Below are 18,256 nucleotides of genomic sequence, written 5' to 3' on the forward strand. Positions count from 1 at the left end.
CGCTAACTTTTTTTTGCGGCCTCTGCGGCCGTTGGGTTCTCGCGCTGCGCCTGCTCGATCTGGGCCACCAGCTTTTCCGGGTCGGTGTCTTCCTCGAAGATGCGCACGTCCGGGTCGGAGATGTCGGCGCCCACTTTTTTGGCGATGCGCTCCAGCATCTGGATCATCTTGGTGTTTTCCTGCTCGGTCAGCAGGTTGATCTGCAGGTCGAGCTGGTTGCGCCTGTCGCTGATGCGCAGCTCGTAGTTCTGGCTGATCAGGATGAAGGACGACAGGAAAATCGCTTCGAGCGACACCACCAGCGTGAGGAAGGTGAAGGGGTAGGGGTCCCAGTGCGCCAGACCCGGCCATGTGTTGAAGGCAATCCAGCATGCGAATGCGGCCACATGCAGCCAGACAAAAGGCATGGAACCGCAGAAGCCGGCGATGAAGGCGGCCATGCGGTCGGCGCGGCTGCGGTTGGCCAGTGCCATTTCTTCCACGCGCCGCATGGACTGAACGTTCTCGCGCGTGATGTCGTCCGCGCAGACCTTGGGCGGGGCTTTCCCGCTGAGGCGGTTTTTCATGGCTCATCCTTTCCGCAAGCGCGGAGCGACGGGATCAGCGCCGGGCCAGGCCCCGCGCTAGGTACAGCGCGTCAGGCACCGCGGCGCCGCTGGCTGTATTGTCGAAGACGCACCAGACCGAGGCGTCAGACGCCGCCGCGCTTTTGAGCCGGACAAGCAGCGCATCCAGCACCTCCGGCGCATAGGCCGAGTAATACATGCGCGGTGAGCCGTGCAGGCGCACATAGACCAGGGCCGGGTCGCCGCCGGGCGCGCGGCCCGCGTCGAACAGCACCGGGTCGGCCAGCACGCGGCCGATCTTCAGTTCTTTCAGCAGGCCGTCGACAGGCGCCGTGAACCAGCTCGCATGGCGCGGCTCCAGCGCGACGCCGCCGGCATGGCGACGTCGCAGCCCGGCCAGAAAACCGCCGGCCGAGGCCGCGTCGAAAGCCAGGCTGGGCGGCAGTTGCACCAGCAGGCAGCCGAGCTTTTCGCCAAGGCAATTGACCTGCTCGAGAAAGGTATCCAGCAGGTCTTCGCCGCCGCGCAGGCGTTTCTCGTGGGTGAGGGTTTTGGGCAGCTTGACGGAAAAGCGGAAATCCGCGGGAACGCTGCCGGCCCAGCGCGTATAGGTGGCCGGCTGGTGCGGGCGGTAAAAGGAGGAGTTGATTTCCACCGCGTTAAAGCGGGCGGCATAGCGCTGCAGGTGGCTGCCGCCTTCGGGAAACTCCGGCCAGCTCTCGCGCGGCAGGCTCCAGCCCGCGCAGCCCACCCGCACGCCCGCGGTGTCGCTGGACAGGGTGGCGGGCTGCATGGTGGCCTCTTGCGTCAGTACTGGCCGCGTTGGCGCATGTCGCTGCGCAGGCGGTCGAGCTGGTAGCCGGCGTCGCGCACCGCGTAGCGGGCTTCTTCGATGCGGCGGTCCGAGCGTGAGAGCTGCTCGCGCAGCGTGCGCTTGCGGTCTTCGGTGGTTTTGGCATCGCGCAGTTCCGCCTGCATCTGGTCCTGCTCGCGCTGCAGCCGTGCCAGTGTCTTGCGGGCGTCCTGGTCGCGCCAGGCAATGCCGTGGATGTTGCGGAAGTTCTGGTCCATGGGCGCGGGGCACACACCTTCATAGCTGTTGCCGGCCAGGCCTTCGTTGAGGGCGTTGGCCGGCTGGCAATAGCTTTGCAGGCCCTGGGTGCGGCCCGCGCGGTAGACGGCTACATTCACGGGCACGCCGGCCTTGGCGCAGGATTCGTAGTAGTCGGCGGCGCGGTCGGTACGGCCGCGGCTGCCGTCCTGCACACCCAGCTGGCGCCAGTCGGCGGTGGCGCACTCGGCGGGGCTCAGGCTCTCGCAGCCGGCCAGCAGGGCCGACACCGCCAGCAGGACCATCAGCAGCATCAGGGGTGGACGCAGAACGGGGCGGCCGGTGAAGAACAAGCGAGGCAGGTCTGAGGACATGGGCTGTGTCTCCTTCGAATAGACCAGGAATGTGCGGCGCGCCTAGCGTCGGGTTCTGGCCAGGTATTGTTTGCGCCAGAACACTGTCCCGACCACGACGACGATCAGGATCATGAAACCGGCGGTCCACCAAAAGCCGTTGCTGGTGTGAAGAAAAGGCATGAACTCGAAATTCATGCCGAAGAAGCCGGTGATCAGGTTCAGCGGCAGGAAGATGGCGGTCAGCGCCGTGAGCGTGCGCATGATGTCGTTGGTGCGATTGCTTTGCGCCGAAAAATGCATCTGCACGGCGGTCTCGGCGCTTTGCTCCATGCGGCGCACGTGGTGGACCACGCGTTCGATGTGCTCCAGCACGTCGCGCGAGCGCACCTTGAGCAGTTCGCGTTCGCGCAACGCGGCGGGCGTGCCGCCTTCGGGCCAGGTTTCCACGGAGTCGATCCAGTCCTGCACGGCCGAGCGCTGGTCCTCGCAGATTTCGTCCAGTTGGTGCATGGCCAGCCGCGCGTCGAGCACCGAGCTCCAGTTGGTAAAGCGCGTGCCGGGCCGGAGCAGTTCGGATTGCCAGTGGTCGAGCTGGCGCGTGAGTTCGCGCCGGAGCTCCAGGTAGCCGTCGACGATCTGGTTGACGATGCGCAGCATCATGTCGGCGGGGCTGGCGGGCAGCTTGACGCCGCTGGAGCGTGACTCGGCGGTGGTGGCGTTCAGCAGCCGTGACGCGTAGGCATCGCGCACCACGCAGTCGGTGGGATGCACGGTCAGCAGCAACTTGTCGAACACGGCGAAACCTACCGGACTGGTGTCTATGCGCTTGAGCACCGGCGGGCCGCCGCGTTTCATGCGTTCCTGCAGCGGCTCGCCGGGCCGGCCGGGGTCGGTCTCGGTCTGGCCGGTGGCCAGGCGGCGGAATACCAGGACGTCGTACTGCGAGGTGTAGTCGTAGTGCGAAGGCAGCTGGTTGTTCAGCAGGTCGGAGATGTGCAGGTCCACCAGCTGGGTGCCGCAAAGCAGTTGCAGGCTGGCCTGGATCTGGGCCTGGAGCACCTCGAACTCGCGGCGGGCGCAGGCGATCCAGACAAAGCCCTGGCCGGGCAGTTGGGTCGGCAGGGTGTCGGTCTCGGTGACCCCTGGGCTACCGGCGGCGGTGATGGTGAAAACGCGCACCGCTCAGGCTTGCCGCAGCTTGCGGGCGGCGTCGATGGCGAAATAGGTCAGCACGCCGTCGGCGCCGGCGCGCTTGAAGGCCAACAGGCTTTCCATCATGACGGCGTCGTGGTCCAGCCAGCCGTTTTGCGCGGCGGCTTTCATCATGGCGTACTCGCCGCTGACCTGGTAGGCGAAGGTGGGCACCTTGAACTCGTCCTTCACGCGGCGCACGATGTCCAGGTAGGGCATGCCGGGCTTGACCATCACCATGTCGGCGCCTTCGGCGATGTCCATGGCCACTTCGCGCAAGGCTTCGTCGCTGTTGCCCGGGTCCATCTGGTAGACCTTTTTGTCGGCCTTGCCGAGGTTGCCGGCCGAGCCGACTGCATCGCGGAAGGGGCCGTAGAAGGCACTCGCGTATTTGGCGCTGTAGGCCATGATGCGGGTGTGGATCAGCTTTTTCGCTTCCAGCGCCTGGCGGATGGCGCCTATGCGGCCGTCCATCATGTCGCTGGGCGCGACCATGTCGACGCCGGCCTCGGCCTGGCACATCGCCTGCCTGACCAGCATCTCCACCGTCTCTTCATTCAGGATGTAACCGTTTTCGTCCGGCAGGCCGTCCTGGCCGTGTGTGGTGAAAGGGTCCAGCGCGACGTCGGTCATCACGCCCAGGCCGGGGAAGTTCTTCTTGAGTTCGCGCACCACGCGCGGAATCAGGCCGTCCGGGTTGGTGGCTTCCTTGCCGTCGTAGGTCTTGAGCGAGGCATCCACCACCGGGAACAGCGCCATCACCGGGATGCCCAGCTTCACGCACTCTTCGGCCACCGGCAGCAACAAGTCCAGGCTTAAGCGTTCGACGCCGGGCATGGAGGCTACCGGCTGGCGCTGCTGCTTGCCGTCCACCACAAACACCGGATAAATCAGGTCGTTGGCGGTAAGTGTGTACTCGCGTACCAGATTGCGGGTAAAGGCATCGCGGCGCAGGCGACGCGGGCGGCCCGCCGGAAAGGGGGCGAAGTTGGAGGCGTGGAAGGTCATGCGCAAATTGTGCCAAGCTTTGGGAAGCTGTTCACGGTTTAAACGCGGTCCCGTTCAAACGATGAAGGGGCTCCAGAACGGGCGCGAAGTAACTGGCTCGCTGCCTGCCCTGCTGGCGGCGCTCATCGGGCTTTACATGAAAGTTTCTTAGTTTACTTATTAAATCATTGCCAAGGGCCGACGACGGTGGTTAGAATTAATACGTGTGGTTACCAATTTGGCAGCTACATCCCGCTTTTCCTCCCTGAGCGGGGCCTTTGCGTGTGACAGCAAAAAGGCTTACCAGCCCGGTGGCGTTACGCCCCGGGCATTTTTTTGCCCCCGCGCATTCATAAATCCGCTGGCCGGGCGAATCGCTGCGTTGCGCGGTGCTCGGAATCCTCATGCACTGGAGTGCATTCCGGTGTCCTGCGCTCCGGGCGCCTTGCGCTTCATCCCGGCCAGCGAATTTCTGAATGCGCGGCCGCAGCGCCTCTATCTGGGTAACGGGTTTTTAAAGCTGCGCACTAAACTACCCGGATGCTCTGGGTCAAATCACTCCACATCGTTTTTATCGCCAGCTGGTTTGCCGGGCTGTTTTACCTGCCGCGCATTTTTGTGAACCTGGCGATGGTGCCGCCGGAAAGTGTGGCTGAGCGTGAGCGCTTGATCCTGATGGCGCGCAAGCTGATGCGTTTCACGACCATCCTGGCCGTGCCGGCGCTGGTTTTCGGCCTGTGGCTGTACCTGGGTTACGGCATAGGCCGCGGACCGGGCAACGGCTGGATGCACGCCAAGCTGGCCGTGGTGGTGCTGGTGATCGGTTATCACCACGCCTGCGGCCGCCTGCTGGCAAAGTTCGTCGCCAACCGCAACACGCGCAGCCACAAGTGGTTTCGCTGGTTCAATGAAGTGCCGGTGCTGTTGTTATTAGCGGCAGTCATCCTGGTCGTGGTCAAGCCTTTCTAGGACCGCCAAGCGGGCAAAACAGTGAAGAAGGCCCCTCCCAAACCAGCAGACGCGGGCGAACCGGCTTCGCCGGGCGCCTCGCGTCGTCCCCTGCAAGGGGGGGAGGCACTACACGCAGCGAAGCGAAGTGAGAACGGCGGGGGTGTGCACAAAACAGCTGCCTGGCCGCTCGCGCTGGCCGCCATCTGCCTGATTGTTTACGCCAGCCTGTACCCTTTCTCCGACTGGCGCGACCAGGGCATTTCTCCCTTTCGCTTCCTGACGGCGCCACTGCCGCAGTATTGGACGGGTTTTGACGTGGGCGCCAACCTGCTGGGGTACGCGCCTCTGGGGTTTTTACTGGCGCTGTCAGCCTTGCGCAGCCGGCGTGTGTCCTGGGCCGTGACGGTGGCGGTGCTGGCCTGCGGCCTGCTGTCGCTGGCGATGGAGACGCTGCAAAGCTACCTGCCATCGCGCATTCCCTCCAATGTCGACCTGCTGCTCAACACACTGGGCGCTTGGCTGGGCGCGTGTTTTGCCTGGGCCCTGGAAAAAACCGGTGTGGTGGACCGCTGGGGCCGCTTCCGGGCGCGCTGGTTTGCCCAGGACGCGCGAGGCGCGCTGGTGCTGCTGCTGCTCTGGCCGCTGGCCCTGCTGTTTCCGGCGTCCGTGCCCATGGGGTTGGGGCAGGTGTTCGAGCGGCTGGAGGCGGCCCTGGCCGACGTGCTGACCGACACGCCATTCCTGCAATGGATGCCGGTGCGCGACGTGGAACTGCAGCCCCTGGTGCCCATCGCGGAGCTGATCTGTGTGGCGCTGGGCGCGTTGATTCCCTGCCTGCTCGGCTATTGCGTTATTCGCACGGTGTGGCAACGGGCGGCGTTTTCGACGGCGGCGATCGCGGTGGGCATTGCCGCTTCTGCATTGTCCGCAGCCCTGAGTTACGGGCCCGACCACGCCTGGGCCTGGCTGGACATGCCGGTGCAGGCGGGCATAGGCCTGGCGGCTGTGCTGGCCCTCTTGCTGCTGGCCGTGCCGCGCCGCGCCGCGGCGGCGCTCGCCCTGCTGGCGCTGGCGATTCACCTGGGGTTGCTCAACCAGGCGCCAGCCGATCCTTACTTCGCGCAGACGCTGCAGACCTGGGAGCAGGGCCGCTTCATTCGCTTTCACGGGGTGGTGCAGTGGCTGGGCTGGCTCTGGCCGTATGCCGCCTTGCTGTACGTGCTGGTGCGGCTGTCGGGCCGCGAACCGCGGCCTTGACCCGCCAGTGCGTGGGGCACTCCGCAATCCTCTAAAGTCACGGCATGCCTGAACAAAATTCCTATTACGAACGCCATATCTTTTTTTGCCTGAACCAGCGCGCCAATGGTGAAGACTGCTGCGCCGACCATCGCGCGCAGGAAGGCTTTGACCGCTGCAAGTCGCAGGTCAAGGCCGCCGGACTGGCTGGGCCCGGCAAGGTGCGGGTCAACAAGGCCGGCTGCCTGGACCGCTGCGCTGGTGGGCCGGTGGCCGTGGTCTACCCGGAAGCGGTCTGGTACACCTATGTGGACGCCAGTGACATCGATGAGATCGTCGAGTCGCACCTCAAGAACGGCAAGGTGGTTGAACGCCTGCTCACACCCGCGCACCTCGGGCGCTAGGCGCCTGGCCCACGTTGAAAGTGTTTCCGTGAATTCCCAAACCCAAAAATCCATCATCGAAGGCCCGGCGGGCGCGCTTGAGGTTGCACTGGACCTTCCCGCCGGCGATTCGCGCGGCGTGGCGGTCATCGCGCATCCGCATCCGCTGTTTGCCGGCACCATGGACAACAAGGTGGTGCAGACCCTGGCGCGGGCCTTTGTGCACTGCGGTTGGACGGCGGTGCGCTTTAACTTTCGCGGCGTAGGCGGCAGCGCCGGAAGCCACGACGAAGGGCGGGGTGAGCTTGAGGACCTGCTGGCGGTGGTGGAGCACGCCGCGCCGGCCAGCGCCGCGCAGCCGCTGGCGCTTGCGGGGTTTTCCTTTGGCGCTTTCGTCACCACGCATGCATTCCAGCGCCTGGCCGCCAGCCGCGACATCGAAAAGCTGGTGCTGGTCGGCACCAGCGTGACCCGTGCGCCGGCCGCGCCGATCGACGAAGCCGCGCATCTCAAGACCCTGGTCGTGCATGGCGAACAGGATGACACTGTGCTGCTGTCCGCCGTGCTCGACTGGGCGCGCCCGCAGGCACTGCCTGTTACGGTTGTCCCCGGGGGCGGCCATTTCTTTCATGGACAATTGCCCCTGTTGAAAAATCTCGTGGTTCGCCACCTGTCTTCGCCCTCAGCCTGAATTGCGCCGCCAAGGCCTTTTCGTTTAATTCTTACTTCTCAGCGATACCCCATGCAAGCATCCTTCAAGGCTCTCCGCCCCGTCCAGGGCCTGCGCGCCTTCACCGCAGTTCTCTTCCTGGCCTTTTCCGCGGTGCTGCCGCTGGCGCACGCCCAGGTGCCGCAAGCGCCTGAGATCGCCGCGCGCTCCTATTTGCTGCTGGACGTGACCGCCAACCAGATCCTGGCCGCCAAGGACATCGATTCCCCGGTCGAGCCGGCTTCGCTGACCAAGCTGATGACTGAATACCTGGTGTTCGATGCGCTCAAGTCCAAGAAGATCGACCTCAAGCAGACCTTCGGCGTCAGCGAACGCGCGTGGAAAATGCCAGGCTCGCGCATGTTCATCGACCCGAAAATGCAGGTGCCCGTCGAAGACCTCATCAAGGGCATGGTGGTGCAGTCGGGCAACGATGCCACCATGGCGCTGGCCGAAGGCGTGGGCGGCACGGCCGAGCATTTCGTGCAACTCATGAACGAGCAGGCCAAGGCCCTCGGCATGAAATCGACGTCATACAAAAACCCCGAAGGCCTGACCGAACCCGGCCACACCACCACGGCGCGCGACCTGAGCATCCTGGCCACGCGCCTGATGACGGATTTCCCCGACTACATCGGCTACTCGGCCATCAAGAAATACCGCTATCCCGGCACGCCGGCAGCCAATGACACCAACCGCAATACCCTGCTGTTCCGCGACCCGACCGTGGACGGCCTCAAAACCGGCCATACCGATGCCGCCGGCTATTGCATGATCGCCACGGCCAAGCGCGACTTTCCCAACCTGGGCGCGGCCGGCGCGCCGGGCGGCCGGCGCCTGCTGGCCATTGTGCTGGGCACGTCCAGCGACAGCGCCCGCGCCAACGAGTCGCAGAAGCTACTCAACTGGGGCTACACCGCCTACGAAGCCGTGAAGCTGTTTGACGCCGGCCAGGCCGTGGTGACACCGTCTGTCTGGAAGGGCAAGTCGTCCACCGTGAAGCTGGGCCGCCCCCAGGCCATCGTGGTGGCCGTCGCCGCCGGCAGCGCGCCCAAGGTCAAAACCCAGGTGGCCCGGCCCGACCCGTTGGTCGCTCCATTCACCAAAGGGCAGGCGCTCGGCACGCTCAAAGTGATGCTGGGCGACAACCCGGCGCCGGTGGCCGAAGTGCCGCTGGTCGCACTGGAAACGGTGGAAGAAGCCGGTATCCTGGGCCGCGCCTGGGATGCAATTCGACTCTGGATTAAGTAAAAACTTGATTTTGAAGTGATTTTTCGAGAGTGTGCGCTAACACTCTTGGGGTTTGAGCCATTGCGGGGCTGCGGGAGCTGGAAGAGGCGCCGGTCCACATTGGTCCGCTACGGGCGATACGCAGCGCCTGTAGCCTTTTGCTTGAGCGTTTCCCCTATCCGGTTTATACTAGAAGGCTTTTCCGCTTTCACGGCGGGAAATATTTGTGGCCGTATCAACACGGTAAATCAGTTTTCAGACGTTTAGGGACGTTATCAATGCCAACCATTAATCAGTTAGTCCGTCAGGGGCGCGAGGTCGAAAAGATCAAGTCCAAGAGCCCTGCGATGGAGAATTCTCCGCAGCGCCGCGGTGTGTGCACCCGTGTGTACACCACGACGCCTAAAAAGCCCAATTCCGCTCTGCGTAAGGTCGCCAAGGTGCGCCTGACCAACGGTTTTGAAATCATCTCCTACATCGGCGGCGAAGGTCACAACCTGCAGGAACACAGCGTGGTGCTGGTTCGCGGCGGTCGTGTCAAGGACTTGCCCGGTGTGCGTTACCACATCGTCCGTGGCTCGCTCGACTTGCAAGGCGTGAAAGACCGCAAGCAGTCGCGCTCCAAGTACGGCGCGAAGAAGCCAAAGGCCAAATAAGCCAAGCCGGCTCGGGTTTTTCTCTTTACTGAGAGCTCGCGCCAGAAGTAGTTGTCACAGAAGCCTGTGATGATTCTTCAAAACAAGGTGTTTCACTCGCCCTGGCAGGTGTTTGAAACGAAGTGACCCAAGCGCAAATAGTTGTGCCGGTCGAGTAAGTGAGAGTTTTGATAACTCTCGCGGTGTTGCCAAAGGCAATGCCAACTGAAGCAAAGAGGTGAAAAAATGCCACGTCGTCGCGAAGTCCCTAAACGTGAAATTCTTCCTGATCCGAAATTTGGTGATGTTGATCTCGCCAAGTTCATGAACGTGATCATGCAAGGCGGCAAAAAGGCCGTCGCAGAGCGCATCATTTATGGCGCGCTCGACTTTATCGAGAAAAAGAACCCCGGCAAAGATCCGCTCGAGGCCTTCCACATGGCCATCGGCAACATCAAGCCCATGGTTGAAGTGAAGTCCCGCCGCGTCGGCGGCGCCAACTACCAGGTGCCGGTTGAAGTGCGTCCCGTCCGCCGTATGGCTCTCGCCATGCGCTGGTTGAAGGAAGCTGCCAAGAAGCGTGGCGAGAAGTCCATGTCCCTGCGTCTGGCCAATGAGCTGATGGAAGCAACCGAAGGCCGTGGCGGCGCCATGAAAAAGCGTGACGAAGTTCACCGCATGGCCGAAGCCAACAAGGCGTTCAGCCACTTCCGCTTCTAATTTCCGATTGCAATATTTGCTGCGCTGAATTGACGGGTTGCCGGGCGGTTTCAGGGTGATGTCACCTTGATTGCCGGCGGTTCAACCCCAATTTCTGCCAGCCGGGTGTCGTGCACAACATCACTTCCGGCCGGCAGACGCGTAGAAGAAATGAAGGATGCCCGGATTGCGGGCAGTCTTTCAACGAGTCTTTGTTCGTAACCCCGAACTGAAAGTAATTTATGTCCCGCGCTACCCCCATTTCACAATACCGCAACATCGGCATTTCCGCGCACATTGATGCCGGCAAGACCACCACGACCGAGCGGATCCTCTTTTACACCGGCGTGAACCACAAGATTGGTGAAGTTCACGACGGCGCGGCCACCATGGACTGGATGGAGCAAGAGCAGGAGCGCGGCATTACGATCACCTCCGCCGCCACCACCTGCTTCTGGAAAGGCATGGACACGTCCCTGCCCGAGCACCGCATCAACATCATCGACACCCCGGGCCACGTGGACTTCACCATCGAGGTGGAGCGTTCCATGCGCGTGCTTGACGGCGCCTGCATGGTGTACTGCGCCGTGGGCGGCGTTCAACCCCAGTCCGAAACCGTCTGGCGCCAGGCCAACAAGTACAAGGTTCCCCGCCTCGCGTTCGTCAACAAGATGGACCGCACCGGCGCGAACTTCTTCAAGGTCGTTGAGCAGATGAAGCTGCGCCTGAAGGCCAGTCCCGTGCCCATGGTGATCCCCATCGGCGCCGAAGAAAGCTTCACCGGCGTGGTCGACCTGCTGAAAATGAAGGCCATCATCTGGGACGAAGCTTCGCAAGGCATGAAGTTCACCTACAGCGACATCCCCGCCGATCTCGTCGAGCTGGCCAAGGAGTGGCGCGAGAAGATGGTCGAAGCCGCCGCGGAGTCGTCCGAAGAACTCATGAACAAGTACCTTGAAGAAGGCGACCTGACCGAAGCCGAAATCAAGCTGGGCATCCGCACGCGTACCATCGCCAGCGAAATCCAGCCGATGTACTGCGGTTCCGCATTCAAGAACAAGGGCGTGCAGCGCATGCTGGACGCCGTGATCGAATTCATGCCGTCGCCGATCGACATTCCACCCGTCAAGGGCATGGACGAAGACGAAGCGCCCGTCACCCGCAAGGCTGATGACGAAGAGAAGTTCTCCGCGCTCGCATTCAAGCTGATGACCGACCCGTTTGTGGGTCAGCTGACCTTCGTGCGCGTTTACTCCGGCGTCCTGAAAAAGGGCGACAGCGTCTACAACCCGATCAAGGGCAAGAAAGAACGTATCGGCCGTATCGTGCAGATGCACGCCAACAACCGTGAAGAAGTCAGCGAAATCCGCGCCGGCGACATCGCCGCCTGCGTGGGCCTCAAAGACGTGACCACCGGCGAAACCCTGTGCGATCCCGATGCCATCGTCATGCTTGAGCGCATGGTGTTCCCTGAGCCTGTGATTACCCAGGCCGTGGAACCCAAGACCAAGGCCGACCAGGAAAAAATGGGCATCGCGCTGCAGCGCCTCGCGCAGGAAGATCCTTCCTTCCGCGTCAAGACCGACGAAGAGTCCGGCCAGACCCTGATCGCCGGTATGGGCGAGCTGCATCTGGAAATTATTGTCGACCGCATGAAGCGTGAATTCGGCGTGGAAGCCAACGTGGGCAAGCCGCAGGTGGCTTACCGCGAAACCATTCGCAAGACCGTGGAAGACGCTGAAGGCAAGTTCGTGCGCCAGTCCGGCGGTAAGGGCCAATACGGTCACGTCGTGCTGAAGATTGAACCCAACGAAGCCGGCAAGGGCATCGAGTTCATCGACGCCATCAAGGGCGGTGTGGTTCCTCGCGAATACATCCCCGCGGTGGAAAAGGGCATCAACGAAGCCGTCACGTCCGGCGTGCTGGCCGGCTACCCGGTGGTTGACGTCAAGGTCACGCTGCACTTCGGTTCGTACCACGACGTTGACTCGAACGAACTGGCCTTCAAGATGGCCGCCATCTTCGGTTTCAAGGAAGGCTGCCGCAAGGCCGGCCCCGTGATTCTGGAGCCCATGATGGCCGTGGAAGTGGAAACGCCTGAAGACTACGCCGGCAACGTGATGGGCGATCTGTCCTCACGCCGCGGCATGGTGCAGGGCATGGAAGACATGGTCGGTGGCGGCAAGGCCATCAAGGCAGAAGTGCCCCTGTCCGAAATGTTCGGTTATTCGACCACGTTGCGTTCGATGTCGCAGGGCCGTGCAACGTACTCCATGGAGTTCAAGCACTACTCTGAAGCTCCCCGCAATGTGTCGGAAGCCATCATGGCTTCGCGCGCCAAGTAAAAAAAACGGTGCCGGTTCCGCAAGGGTCCGGCACCATCCTTTCTTGTCTGCGATTGTGTGCCCCTCACTGCCCGTGGTGAGGGAACCAGCAATACAGTGCAGACGTTAAACCGTACACGGGCATGTTCTTTATCTGGAGAGAAAAATGGCAAAAGGCAAATTTGAGCGGACCAAGCCGCACGTCAACGTAGGCACGATTGGCCACGTGGACCATGGCAAGACGACGCTGACGGCGGCGATCACGACCGTTCTGGCGTCCAAGTTCGGCGGCGAAGCCAAGGGCTACGACCAAATTGACGCGGCACCCGAAGAAAAAGCGCGCGGCATTACGATTAATACCGCCCACGTCGAGTACGAAACCGCGAACCGCCACTACGCCCACGTGGACTGCCCAGGCCACGCCGACTATGTGAAGAACATGATCACCGGCGCCGCCCAGATGGACGGCGCGATCCTGGTGTGCTCGGCCGCTGACGGCCCCATGCCCCAGACCCGCGAGCACATCCTGCTGGCCCGCCAGGTGGGCGTGCCTTACATCATCGTGTTCCTGAACAAGTGCGACATGGTCGACGACGCCGAGCTGCTCGAACTCGTTGAAATGGAAGTGCGCGAGCTGCTCGACAAGTACGACTTCCCCGGCGACAAGACCCCCATCATCCACGGCTCGGCCAAGCTCGCCATGGAAGGCGACAAGGGTCCCCTGGGCGAAGAGGCCATCATGAAGCTGGCCGAAGCGCTGGACACCTACATTCCCCTGCCAGAGCGCGCGGTTGACGGCGCCTTCCTGATGCCCGTGGAAGACGTGTTCTCCATCTCCGGCCGCGGCACCGTCGTGACCGGCCGTGTCGAGCGCGGTGTGATCAAGGTCGGCGAGGAAATCGAGATTGTCGGTATTGCCGACACGCAAAAGACCACCTGCACCGGCGTGGAAATGTTCCGCAAGCTGCTGGACCAGGGCCAGGCTGGCGACAACGTCGGTATCCTGCTGCGCGGCACCAAGCGCGAAGACGTGCAGCGCGGCCAGGTGCTGTGCAAGCCCGGCTCCATCAAGCCGCACACGCACTTCACCGGCGAGATCTACGTCCTGAGCAAGGACGAAGGCGGCCGCCACACGCCTTTCTTCAACAACTACCGCCCCCAGTTCTACTTCCGCACGACGGACGTGACGGGCGCGATCGAGTTGCCAGAAGGCAAGGAAATGGTCATGCCAGGCGATAACGTGTCGATCACCGTCAAGCTGATCAACCCGATCGCCATGGAAGAAGGCCTGCGTTTCGCCATCCGCGAAGGCGGCAAGACCGTCGGCGCCGGCGTCGTTGCCAAGATCATTGCGTAATTTCCGCAAACACTAAGGAATTACCATGGCCACCAAGCAAAAAATCCGCATCCGCCTGAAGGCATTTGATTACAAGCTGATCGACCAGTCGGCAGCTGAAATCGTTGACACCGCCAAGCGCACCGGCGCGATTGTCAAGGGCCCCGTGCCCCTGCCAACCCGCATGAAGCGTTTCGACATCCTGCGTTCGCCCCACGTCAACAAGACGAGCCGCGACCAGCTGGAAATCCGCACGCACCAGCGTCTGATGGACATCGTGGACCCTACGGATAAAACCGTGGACGCCCTGATGAAGCTCGACCTGCCGGCCGGCGTGGACGTCGAAATCAAGCTGCAGTAAGCAAAAAACGGGGTTTCGGCCACAAGCCGGGCCCCAAATCGACAGGTTTTAGCCCGGGTTTGCCATTTTTGGCGACCTGGGCTATACTCTTGGGCTGTCCATTGCATGTTGGCTTCTTGCCTTCATGGATTGGGCGGTTTTATTAACTGTCTTTCACATCAAAACGTCTGTGGCCAATTGAAGTCGCAGCGGTGAAAGTTACGAAAGAACACATCATGAGTCTGAGCAACTCCCTCGGGTTGCTGGGCCGCAAAGTTGGCATGATGCGTCTGTTCACGGATGATGGGGACACAGTTCCTGTCACCGTGGTGGATGTATCGAACAACCGCGTGACCCAGGTTAAAACCGAAGCAAATGACGGCTACGATGCCCTTCAAGTGGCATTTGGCGCACGCAAAGCATCGCGTGTCACCAAGCCGGCCGCCGGCCACCTTGCGAAAGCAGGCGTTGAAGCTGGTGAAATCCTGAAAGAATTCCGCGTGACGGCTGACGTCGCAGGCAAGTACGCCGCCGGCACCGTTGTGCCCGCAGCCGACGTGTTTGCCGTGGGCCAGCTGGTGGACGTGCAGGGCACCTCCATCGGTAAAGGCTACGCCGGCACCATCAAGCGCCACAACATGAGCTCGCAACGCGCGTCGCACGGTAACAGCCGTTCGCACAACGTTCCCGGCTCCATCGGTATGGCGCAGGATCCCGGCCGTGTGTTTCCCGGTAAACGCATGACGGGTCATCTGGGTGATGTCACCGTGACCACGCAAAACCTGAACATCGTGCGCATCGACGAAGCCCGTCAGCTGCTCATGATCCGCGGCGCTGTGCCTGGTTCCAAAGGTGGTTTTGTCACGGTTCGCGCCGCGATCAAGGCCAAGCCCGCCAACGCTGCTAAAGGAGCGAACTGATGCAGGTCGAACTCCTGAATGACCAAGGTCTGGCTTCGTCCAAAGTGGACGTGCCTGATACCGTGTTTGGTCGCGAATACAACGAAAGCCTGGTGCACCAGGTGGTCGTGGCCTTCCAGGCCAACGCCCGCCAAGGCACCCGCGCCCAGAAAGACCGTGAGCAGGTCCGTCACTCGACCAAGAAGCCTTTTAAACAAAAGGGCACCGGTCGCGCTCGTGCTGGTATGACGTCTTCGCCCCTGTGGCGCGGCGGCGGTCGTATCTTCCCGAACATGCCTGACGAAAACTTCACGCAGAAAATCAACAAGAAGATGTATCGCGCCGGCATGGCCGCCATCTTCTCGCAGCTGGCCCGTGAAGGCCGCCTGGCTGTGGTTGATTCCCTGACCGTGGACTCGCCCAAGACCAAGGTCCTGGCCGACAAGTTCAAGGCCATGAACCTCAACTCGGTGCTGGTCATCGCTGATGAAGTTGATGAAAACCTGTACCTGGCTTCCCGCAACCTGGTGAACATCCTCGTGGTTGAGCCCCGTTACGCCGATCCGGTGTCGCTGGTCCACTACAAGAAGGTTCTGGTCACCAAGGCCGCCATGGACCAACTCAAGGAGATGTTCGCATGAGCGCCCGTAACCCATCTTCTCCAAAACTGAAATTCGACGAAGGCCGCCTGATGCAGGTCCTGGTCGCGCCCATCGTGTCCGAAAAGGCCACCATGATCGCGGACAAGACCAATGCCGTGACCTTCAAGGTGCTGCAGGATGCCACCAAATTTGAAATCAAGGCCGCCGTGCAGTTGATGTTCAAGGTGGACGTCCAGTCGGTCGCCGTCCTGAACATCAAAGGCAAGACCAAGCGCTTTGGCAAGTCCATCGGCCGCCGCGACAACATTCGCAAGGCTTATGTGACGCTCAAGCCCGGTCAGGAACTCAACCTCGGTGGGGAGTCTGCGTAATGGCTGTCATTAAAATGAAACCCACCTCCCCCGGCATGCGCGGGATGGTGAAGATCTCCCGGGATCACCTGCACAAGGGTGAGCCTTACGCGCCGCTGCTGGAGCCACAATTCCAGAAGGCCGGCCGTAACAACAACGGGCACATCACGACGCGCCACAAAGGCGGCGGTCACAAGCACCACTACCGTGTGGTGGACTTCAAGCGCAACAAGGACGCCATTCCGGCCAAGGTCGAACGCATCGAGTACGACCCCAACCGCACGGCCCACATTGCCCTGCTTTGCTACGCCGACGGCGAGCGCACCTACATCATCGCCCCTCGCGGCCTTGAAGTCGGCGCCACGCTGGTGAGCGGTTCGGAAGCGCCGATTCGCGTCGGCAACACGCTGCCTATCCGCAACATCCCCGTGGGTTCCACCATCCATTGCATCGAGATGCAAATCGGCAAGGGCGCGCAAATCGCCCGCTCCGCCGGCACCTCGGCAACGCTGCTGGCCCGCGAAGGTACCTACGCCCAGGTGCGTATGCGCTCCGGTGAGGTTCGCAAGATCCACATCGAGTGCCGCGCCACCATTGGTGAAGTCGCCAACGAAGAACACAGCCTGCGCCGTCTCGGCAAGGCCGGTGTGAAGCGCTGGATGGGTATTCGCCCGACCGTTCGCGGTGTGGTGATGAACCCGGTTGACCACCCGCACGGCGGTGGTGAAGGCAAGACCGGCGAAGGCCGCCATCCTGTCGACCCATGGGGTAACCTGACCAAGGGCTACCGCACCCGCAACAACAAGCGCACGCAAGTGATGATTGTTTCGCGTCGCAAGAAGTAAGGCTAACCCATGACACGTTCACTCAAAAAAGGTCCGTTTGTCGACCATCATTTGGTAGCTAAAGCCGACAAGGCCGTTACCAACAAGGACAAAAAGCCGATCAAGACCTGGTCGCGTCGCTCCATGATCCTGCCCGAGTTCATCGGCCTGACCATCGCCGTCCACAACGGCAAGCAGCACGTACCTGTCTACATCACCGATCAAATGGTTGGCCACAAGCTGGGCGAGTTCGCACTCACCCGGACTTTCAAAGGTCATCCGGCTGATAAAAAAGTTGTGAGAAAGTAAGGAAAGACCATGGAAACACGTGCAACCCTCCGGGGCGTTCGTCTGTCGGTCGACAAGGGCCGTCTGGTCGCTGACCTGATCCGCGGCAAGAAAGTGGATCAAGCCCTCAACATCCTGAATTTCACGCAGAAAAAAGCTGCTGGAATCATCAAGAAGGTTGTGGAGTCCGCCATCGCCAACGCTGAACACAACGATGGTGCCGACATCGACGAACTGAAGGTGAAAACCATCTACGTCGAACAAGGCGCCACGCTCAAGCGTTTCTCCGCGCGCGCAAAAGGCCGCGGCAACAGCATCAGCAAACCTACGTGCCATGTGTACGTGGTGGTTGGCAACTAAAGGCAGCAGGATATGGGACAAAAAATCAACCCAACCGGGTTTCGCCTTGCAGTTAGCCGCAACTGGGCCAGCCGCTGGTACGCAAGCAACCGTGATTTCGCCGGCATGCTGGCCGAAGACATCAAGGTTCGCGAGTACCTCAAGGCCAAGCTCAAGAACGCCGCGGTTTCGCGCGTTCTGATCGAGCGCCCCGCCAAGAACGCCCGCATCACGATTTTCTCGGCACGTCCGGGCGTCGTGATCGGCAAAAAGGGCGAGGACATCGAGAACCTCAAGAAAGAACTGAGCCGCCAGCTGGGCGTGCCGGTCGCCGTGAACATCGAAGAAGTTCGCAAGCCTGAAATTGATGCCAAGCTTATCGCCGACAGCATCACGCAGCAGCTTGAAAAACGCATCATGTTCCGCCGTGCGATGAAGCGCGCCATGCAAAACGCCATGCGTCTGGGTGCCCTGGGCATCAAGATCATGTCGTCCGGCCGCCTCAACGGCATTGAAATCGCTCGCTGCGAGTGGTACCGCGAAGGCCGCGTGCCCCTCCACACCCTGCGCGCCGACATCGACTACGGCACCTCCGAAGCCAAGACCACCTATGGTGTGATCGGCGTCAAGGTCTGGGTCTACAAGGGCGACACGCTGGGCCGCAACGATGCGCCCGGCGCCAAGATGGTGGAAGTGCCTGACGAAGAACGCAAGCCGCGCGGCCCACGCCGTGATGCCCGTCCTGGTGATCGTCCAGGCAGCGACCGTCCCGCTCCACGTGGTGCTCGCGCACCGCGCGGCGCGACCAACACCGCACCTGCGGATGGAAGCGACAAGCCGGCTGAAGCTACCCCTGGTAGCGAAGCCCCGAAAACCACCGTTAAGCGCGTCCGTAAAGCCGCGCCAGCTGCAGCAGCTGACGGTGCCAAGACCGAGTAATCGGTCTATTAACGGAGAATC

Annotated in this window: 22 protein-coding genes; 17 read left to right on the forward strand and 5 right to left on the reverse strand. The window is 61.8% G+C overall.

The features are described from left to right. Positions 1–2: 2 nt before the first annotated feature. From ACSQ27_RS12310 to hemB, 5 genes are read right to left on the reverse strand one after another with little or no spacing between them, the layout of a single operon-like run. Entirely contained in the window at positions 3–566 is a 564-nt protein-coding gene (locus tag ACSQ27_RS12310; protein WP_436155791.1) for a DUF1003 domain-containing protein, read from the reverse strand. 34 nt (positions 567–600) lie between these two features. Beyond that, complete coding sequence (locus ACSQ27_RS12315; RefSeq protein ID WP_436155792.1) at positions 601–1,359, reverse strand: DUF72 domain-containing protein; 759 nt, start codon at positions 1,357–1,359, stop codon at positions 601–603. 14 nt (positions 1,360–1,373) lie between these two features. Continuing rightward, positions 1,374–1,991 carry a DUF2799 domain-containing protein gene (locus ACSQ27_RS12320; RefSeq protein ID WP_436155793.1) on the reverse strand — a complete coding sequence of 206 codons (618 nt, stop codon included), beginning with the start codon at positions 1,989–1,991 and terminating at the stop codon, positions 1,374–1,376. Between the two features lie 42 nt (positions 1,992–2,033). Continuing rightward, positions 2,034–3,152: a magnesium transporter CorA family protein gene (locus ACSQ27_RS12325; protein ID WP_436155794.1), complete on the reverse strand. Its 1,119-nt coding sequence runs from the start codon at positions 3,150–3,152 to the stop codon at positions 2,034–2,036. 3 nt (positions 3,153–3,155) lie between these two features. Then, the gene (gene hemB, locus ACSQ27_RS12330; RefSeq protein ID WP_436155795.1) at positions 3,156–4,172 is read right to left on the reverse strand and encodes a porphobilinogen synthase; all 1,017 of its coding nucleotides are present in this window, start codon (positions 4,170–4,172) and stop codon (positions 3,156–3,158) included. 519 nt (positions 4,173–4,691) lie between these two features. Between hemB and ACSQ27_RS12335 the strand changes: the two genes are divergently transcribed. The 17 genes from ACSQ27_RS12335 to rpsC all read left to right on the forward strand — a co-directional run bounded on the left by ACSQ27_RS12335 (position 4,692) and on the right by rpsC (position 18,235). After that, positions 4,692–5,120 (forward strand): CopD family protein, encoded by a 429-nt coding sequence (locus ACSQ27_RS12335; protein ID WP_436155796.1) that lies wholly within the window; start codon positions 4,692–4,694, stop codon positions 5,118–5,120. Positions 5,121–5,264: 144 nt separating this feature from the next. Further along, a complete protein-coding gene (locus ACSQ27_RS12340) occupies positions 5,265–6,359 on the forward strand; it encodes a VanZ family protein (RefSeq protein ID WP_436155797.1) in 1,095 nt (364 codons plus the stop codon). Between the two features lie 44 nt (positions 6,360–6,403). Then, positions 6,404–6,742 (forward strand): (2Fe-2S) ferredoxin domain-containing protein, encoded by a 339-nt coding sequence (locus ACSQ27_RS12345; RefSeq protein ID WP_436155798.1) that lies wholly within the window; start codon positions 6,404–6,406, stop codon positions 6,740–6,742. Between the two features lie 28 nt (positions 6,743–6,770). Then, entirely contained in the window at positions 6,771–7,412 is a 642-nt protein-coding gene (locus tag ACSQ27_RS12350) for an alpha/beta hydrolase (protein ID WP_436155799.1), read from the forward strand. Positions 7,413–7,463: 51 nt separating this feature from the next. Next, complete coding sequence (locus ACSQ27_RS12355) at positions 7,464–8,681, forward strand: D-alanyl-D-alanine carboxypeptidase family protein (RefSeq protein ID WP_436155800.1); 1,218 nt, start codon at positions 7,464–7,466, stop codon at positions 8,679–8,681. A gap of 257 nt (positions 8,682–8,938) precedes the next feature. Further along, the gene (rpsL, locus tag ACSQ27_RS12360; protein WP_092130055.1) at positions 8,939–9,316 is read left to right on the forward strand and encodes a 30S ribosomal protein S12; all 378 of its coding nucleotides are present in this window, start codon (positions 8,939–8,941) and stop codon (positions 9,314–9,316) included. A 225-nt stretch (positions 9,317–9,541) separates the two neighbouring features. Beyond that, complete coding sequence (gene rpsG, locus ACSQ27_RS12365; RefSeq protein ID WP_011481226.1) at positions 9,542–10,015, forward strand: 30S ribosomal protein S7; 474 nt, start codon at positions 9,542–9,544, stop codon at positions 10,013–10,015. Positions 10,016–10,236: 221 nt separating this feature from the next. Continuing rightward, the gene (gene fusA, locus ACSQ27_RS12370; protein WP_436155801.1) at positions 10,237–12,339 is read left to right on the forward strand and encodes an elongation factor G; all 2,103 of its coding nucleotides are present in this window, start codon (positions 10,237–10,239) and stop codon (positions 12,337–12,339) included. Between the two features lie 145 nt (positions 12,340–12,484). Beyond that, on the forward strand, positions 12,485–13,675 hold the full coding sequence (tuf, locus tag ACSQ27_RS12375) for an elongation factor Tu (RefSeq protein ID WP_436155802.1): 1,191 nt from the start codon (positions 12,485–12,487) through the stop codon (positions 13,673–13,675). A 25-nt stretch (positions 13,676–13,700) separates the two neighbouring features. After that, positions 13,701–14,015 carry a 30S ribosomal protein S10 gene (rpsJ, locus tag ACSQ27_RS12380; protein ID WP_007838118.1) on the forward strand — a complete coding sequence of 105 codons (315 nt, stop codon included), beginning with the start codon at positions 13,701–13,703 and terminating at the stop codon, positions 14,013–14,015. Positions 14,016–14,230: 215 nt separating this feature from the next. Next, positions 14,231–14,914 (forward strand): 50S ribosomal protein L3, encoded by a 684-nt coding sequence (gene rplC, locus ACSQ27_RS12385; RefSeq protein WP_436155803.1) that lies wholly within the window; start codon positions 14,231–14,233, stop codon positions 14,912–14,914. Next, positions 14,914–15,534, forward strand: coding sequence for a 50S ribosomal protein L4 (gene rplD, locus ACSQ27_RS12390; RefSeq protein WP_436155804.1), 621 nt, complete (start codon positions 14,914–14,916; stop codon positions 15,532–15,534). The genes rplC and rplD overlap by 1 nt, the downstream gene beginning before the upstream one ends. Then, entirely contained in the window at positions 15,531–15,866 is a 336-nt protein-coding gene (gene rplW, locus ACSQ27_RS12395) for a 50S ribosomal protein L23 (protein WP_411881975.1), read from the forward strand. Before rplD ends, rplW begins: the two co-directional genes overlap by 4 nt. Next, positions 15,866–16,690: a 50S ribosomal protein L2 gene (gene rplB, locus ACSQ27_RS12400; RefSeq protein WP_092130383.1), complete on the forward strand. Its 825-nt coding sequence runs from the start codon at positions 15,866–15,868 to the stop codon at positions 16,688–16,690. The genes rplW and rplB overlap by 1 nt, the downstream gene beginning before the upstream one ends. 9 nt (positions 16,691–16,699) lie before the next feature. After that, entirely contained in the window at positions 16,700–16,978 is a 279-nt protein-coding gene (gene rpsS, locus ACSQ27_RS12405; RefSeq protein WP_007866503.1) for a 30S ribosomal protein S19, read from the forward strand. Positions 16,979–16,987: 9 nt separating this feature from the next. Further along, positions 16,988–17,317 carry a 50S ribosomal protein L22 gene (rplV, locus tag ACSQ27_RS12410; protein WP_007866508.1) on the forward strand — a complete coding sequence of 110 codons (330 nt, stop codon included), beginning with the start codon at positions 16,988–16,990 and terminating at the stop codon, positions 17,315–17,317. A gap of 12 nt (positions 17,318–17,329) precedes the next feature. Then, a complete protein-coding gene (gene rpsC, locus ACSQ27_RS12415) occupies positions 17,330–18,235 on the forward strand; it encodes a 30S ribosomal protein S3 (RefSeq protein WP_007866518.1) in 906 nt (301 codons plus the stop codon). Positions 18,236–18,256: the final 21 nt, after the last annotated feature.

The organism is Polaromonas sp. LjRoot131, from assembly GCF_964252805.1.
Taxonomy (GTDB): domain Bacteria; phylum Pseudomonadota; class Gammaproteobacteria; order Burkholderiales; family Burkholderiaceae_C; genus Polaromonas.

What these genes read in the sequence shown, in the direction of transcription:
- rpsJ (WP_007838118.1), top strand. Translation starts at nt 13,701, where the DNA reads ATGGCCACCAAGCAAAAAATCCGCATCCGCCTGAAGGCATTTGATTAC.
- ACSQ27_RS12335 (WP_436155796.1), top strand. Translation starts at nt 4,692, where the DNA reads ATGCTCTGGGTCAAATCACTCCACATCGTTTTTATCGCCAGCTGGTTT.
- ACSQ27_RS12355 (WP_436155800.1), top strand. Translation starts at nt 7,464, where the DNA reads ATGCAAGCATCCTTCAAGGCTCTCCGCCCCGTCCAGGGCCTGCGCGCC.
- rplD (WP_436155804.1), top strand. Translation starts at nt 14,914, where the DNA reads ATGCAGGTCGAACTCCTGAATGACCAAGGTCTGGCTTCGTCCAAAGTG.
- hemB (WP_436155795.1), bottom strand. Translation starts at nt 4,172, where the DNA reads ATGACCTTCCACGCCTCCAACTTCGCCCCCTTTCCGGCGGGCCGCCCG.
- rpsG (WP_011481226.1), top strand. Translation starts at nt 9,542, where the DNA reads ATGCCACGTCGTCGCGAAGTCCCTAAACGTGAAATTCTTCCTGATCCG.
- fusA (WP_436155801.1), top strand. Translation starts at nt 10,237, where the DNA reads ATGTCCCGCGCTACCCCCATTTCACAATACCGCAACATCGGCATTTCC.
- ACSQ27_RS12320 (WP_436155793.1), bottom strand. Translation starts at nt 1,991, where the DNA reads ATGTCCTCAGACCTGCCTCGCTTGTTCTTCACCGGCCGCCCCGTTCTG.
- rplV (WP_007866508.1), top strand. Translation starts at nt 16,988, where the DNA reads ATGGAAACACGTGCAACCCTCCGGGGCGTTCGTCTGTCGGTCGACAAG.
- rplC (WP_436155803.1), top strand. Translation starts at nt 14,231, where the DNA reads ATGAGTCTGAGCAACTCCCTCGGGTTGCTGGGCCGCAAAGTTGGCATG.
- rplB (WP_092130383.1), top strand. Translation starts at nt 15,866, where the DNA reads ATGGCTGTCATTAAAATGAAACCCACCTCCCCCGGCATGCGCGGGATG.
- ACSQ27_RS12345 (WP_436155798.1), top strand. Translation starts at nt 6,404, where the DNA reads ATGCCTGAACAAAATTCCTATTACGAACGCCATATCTTTTTTTGCCTG.
- ACSQ27_RS12315 (WP_436155792.1), bottom strand. Translation starts at nt 1,359, where the DNA reads ATGCAGCCCGCCACCCTGTCCAGCGACACCGCGGGCGTGCGGGTGGGC.
- tuf (WP_436155802.1), top strand. Translation starts at nt 12,485, where the DNA reads ATGGCAAAAGGCAAATTTGAGCGGACCAAGCCGCACGTCAACGTAGGC.
- rpsS (WP_007866503.1), top strand. Translation starts at nt 16,700, where the DNA reads ATGACACGTTCACTCAAAAAAGGTCCGTTTGTCGACCATCATTTGGTA.
- ACSQ27_RS12310 (WP_436155791.1), bottom strand. Translation starts at nt 566, where the DNA reads ATGAAAAACCGCCTCAGCGGGAAAGCCCCGCCCAAGGTCTGCGCGGAC.
- rpsL (WP_092130055.1), top strand. Translation starts at nt 8,939, where the DNA reads ATGCCAACCATTAATCAGTTAGTCCGTCAGGGGCGCGAGGTCGAAAAG.
- rplW (WP_411881975.1), top strand. Translation starts at nt 15,531, where the DNA reads ATGAGCGCCCGTAACCCATCTTCTCCAAAACTGAAATTCGACGAAGGC.
- rpsC (WP_007866518.1), top strand. Translation starts at nt 17,330, where the DNA reads ATGGGACAAAAAATCAACCCAACCGGGTTTCGCCTTGCAGTTAGCCGC.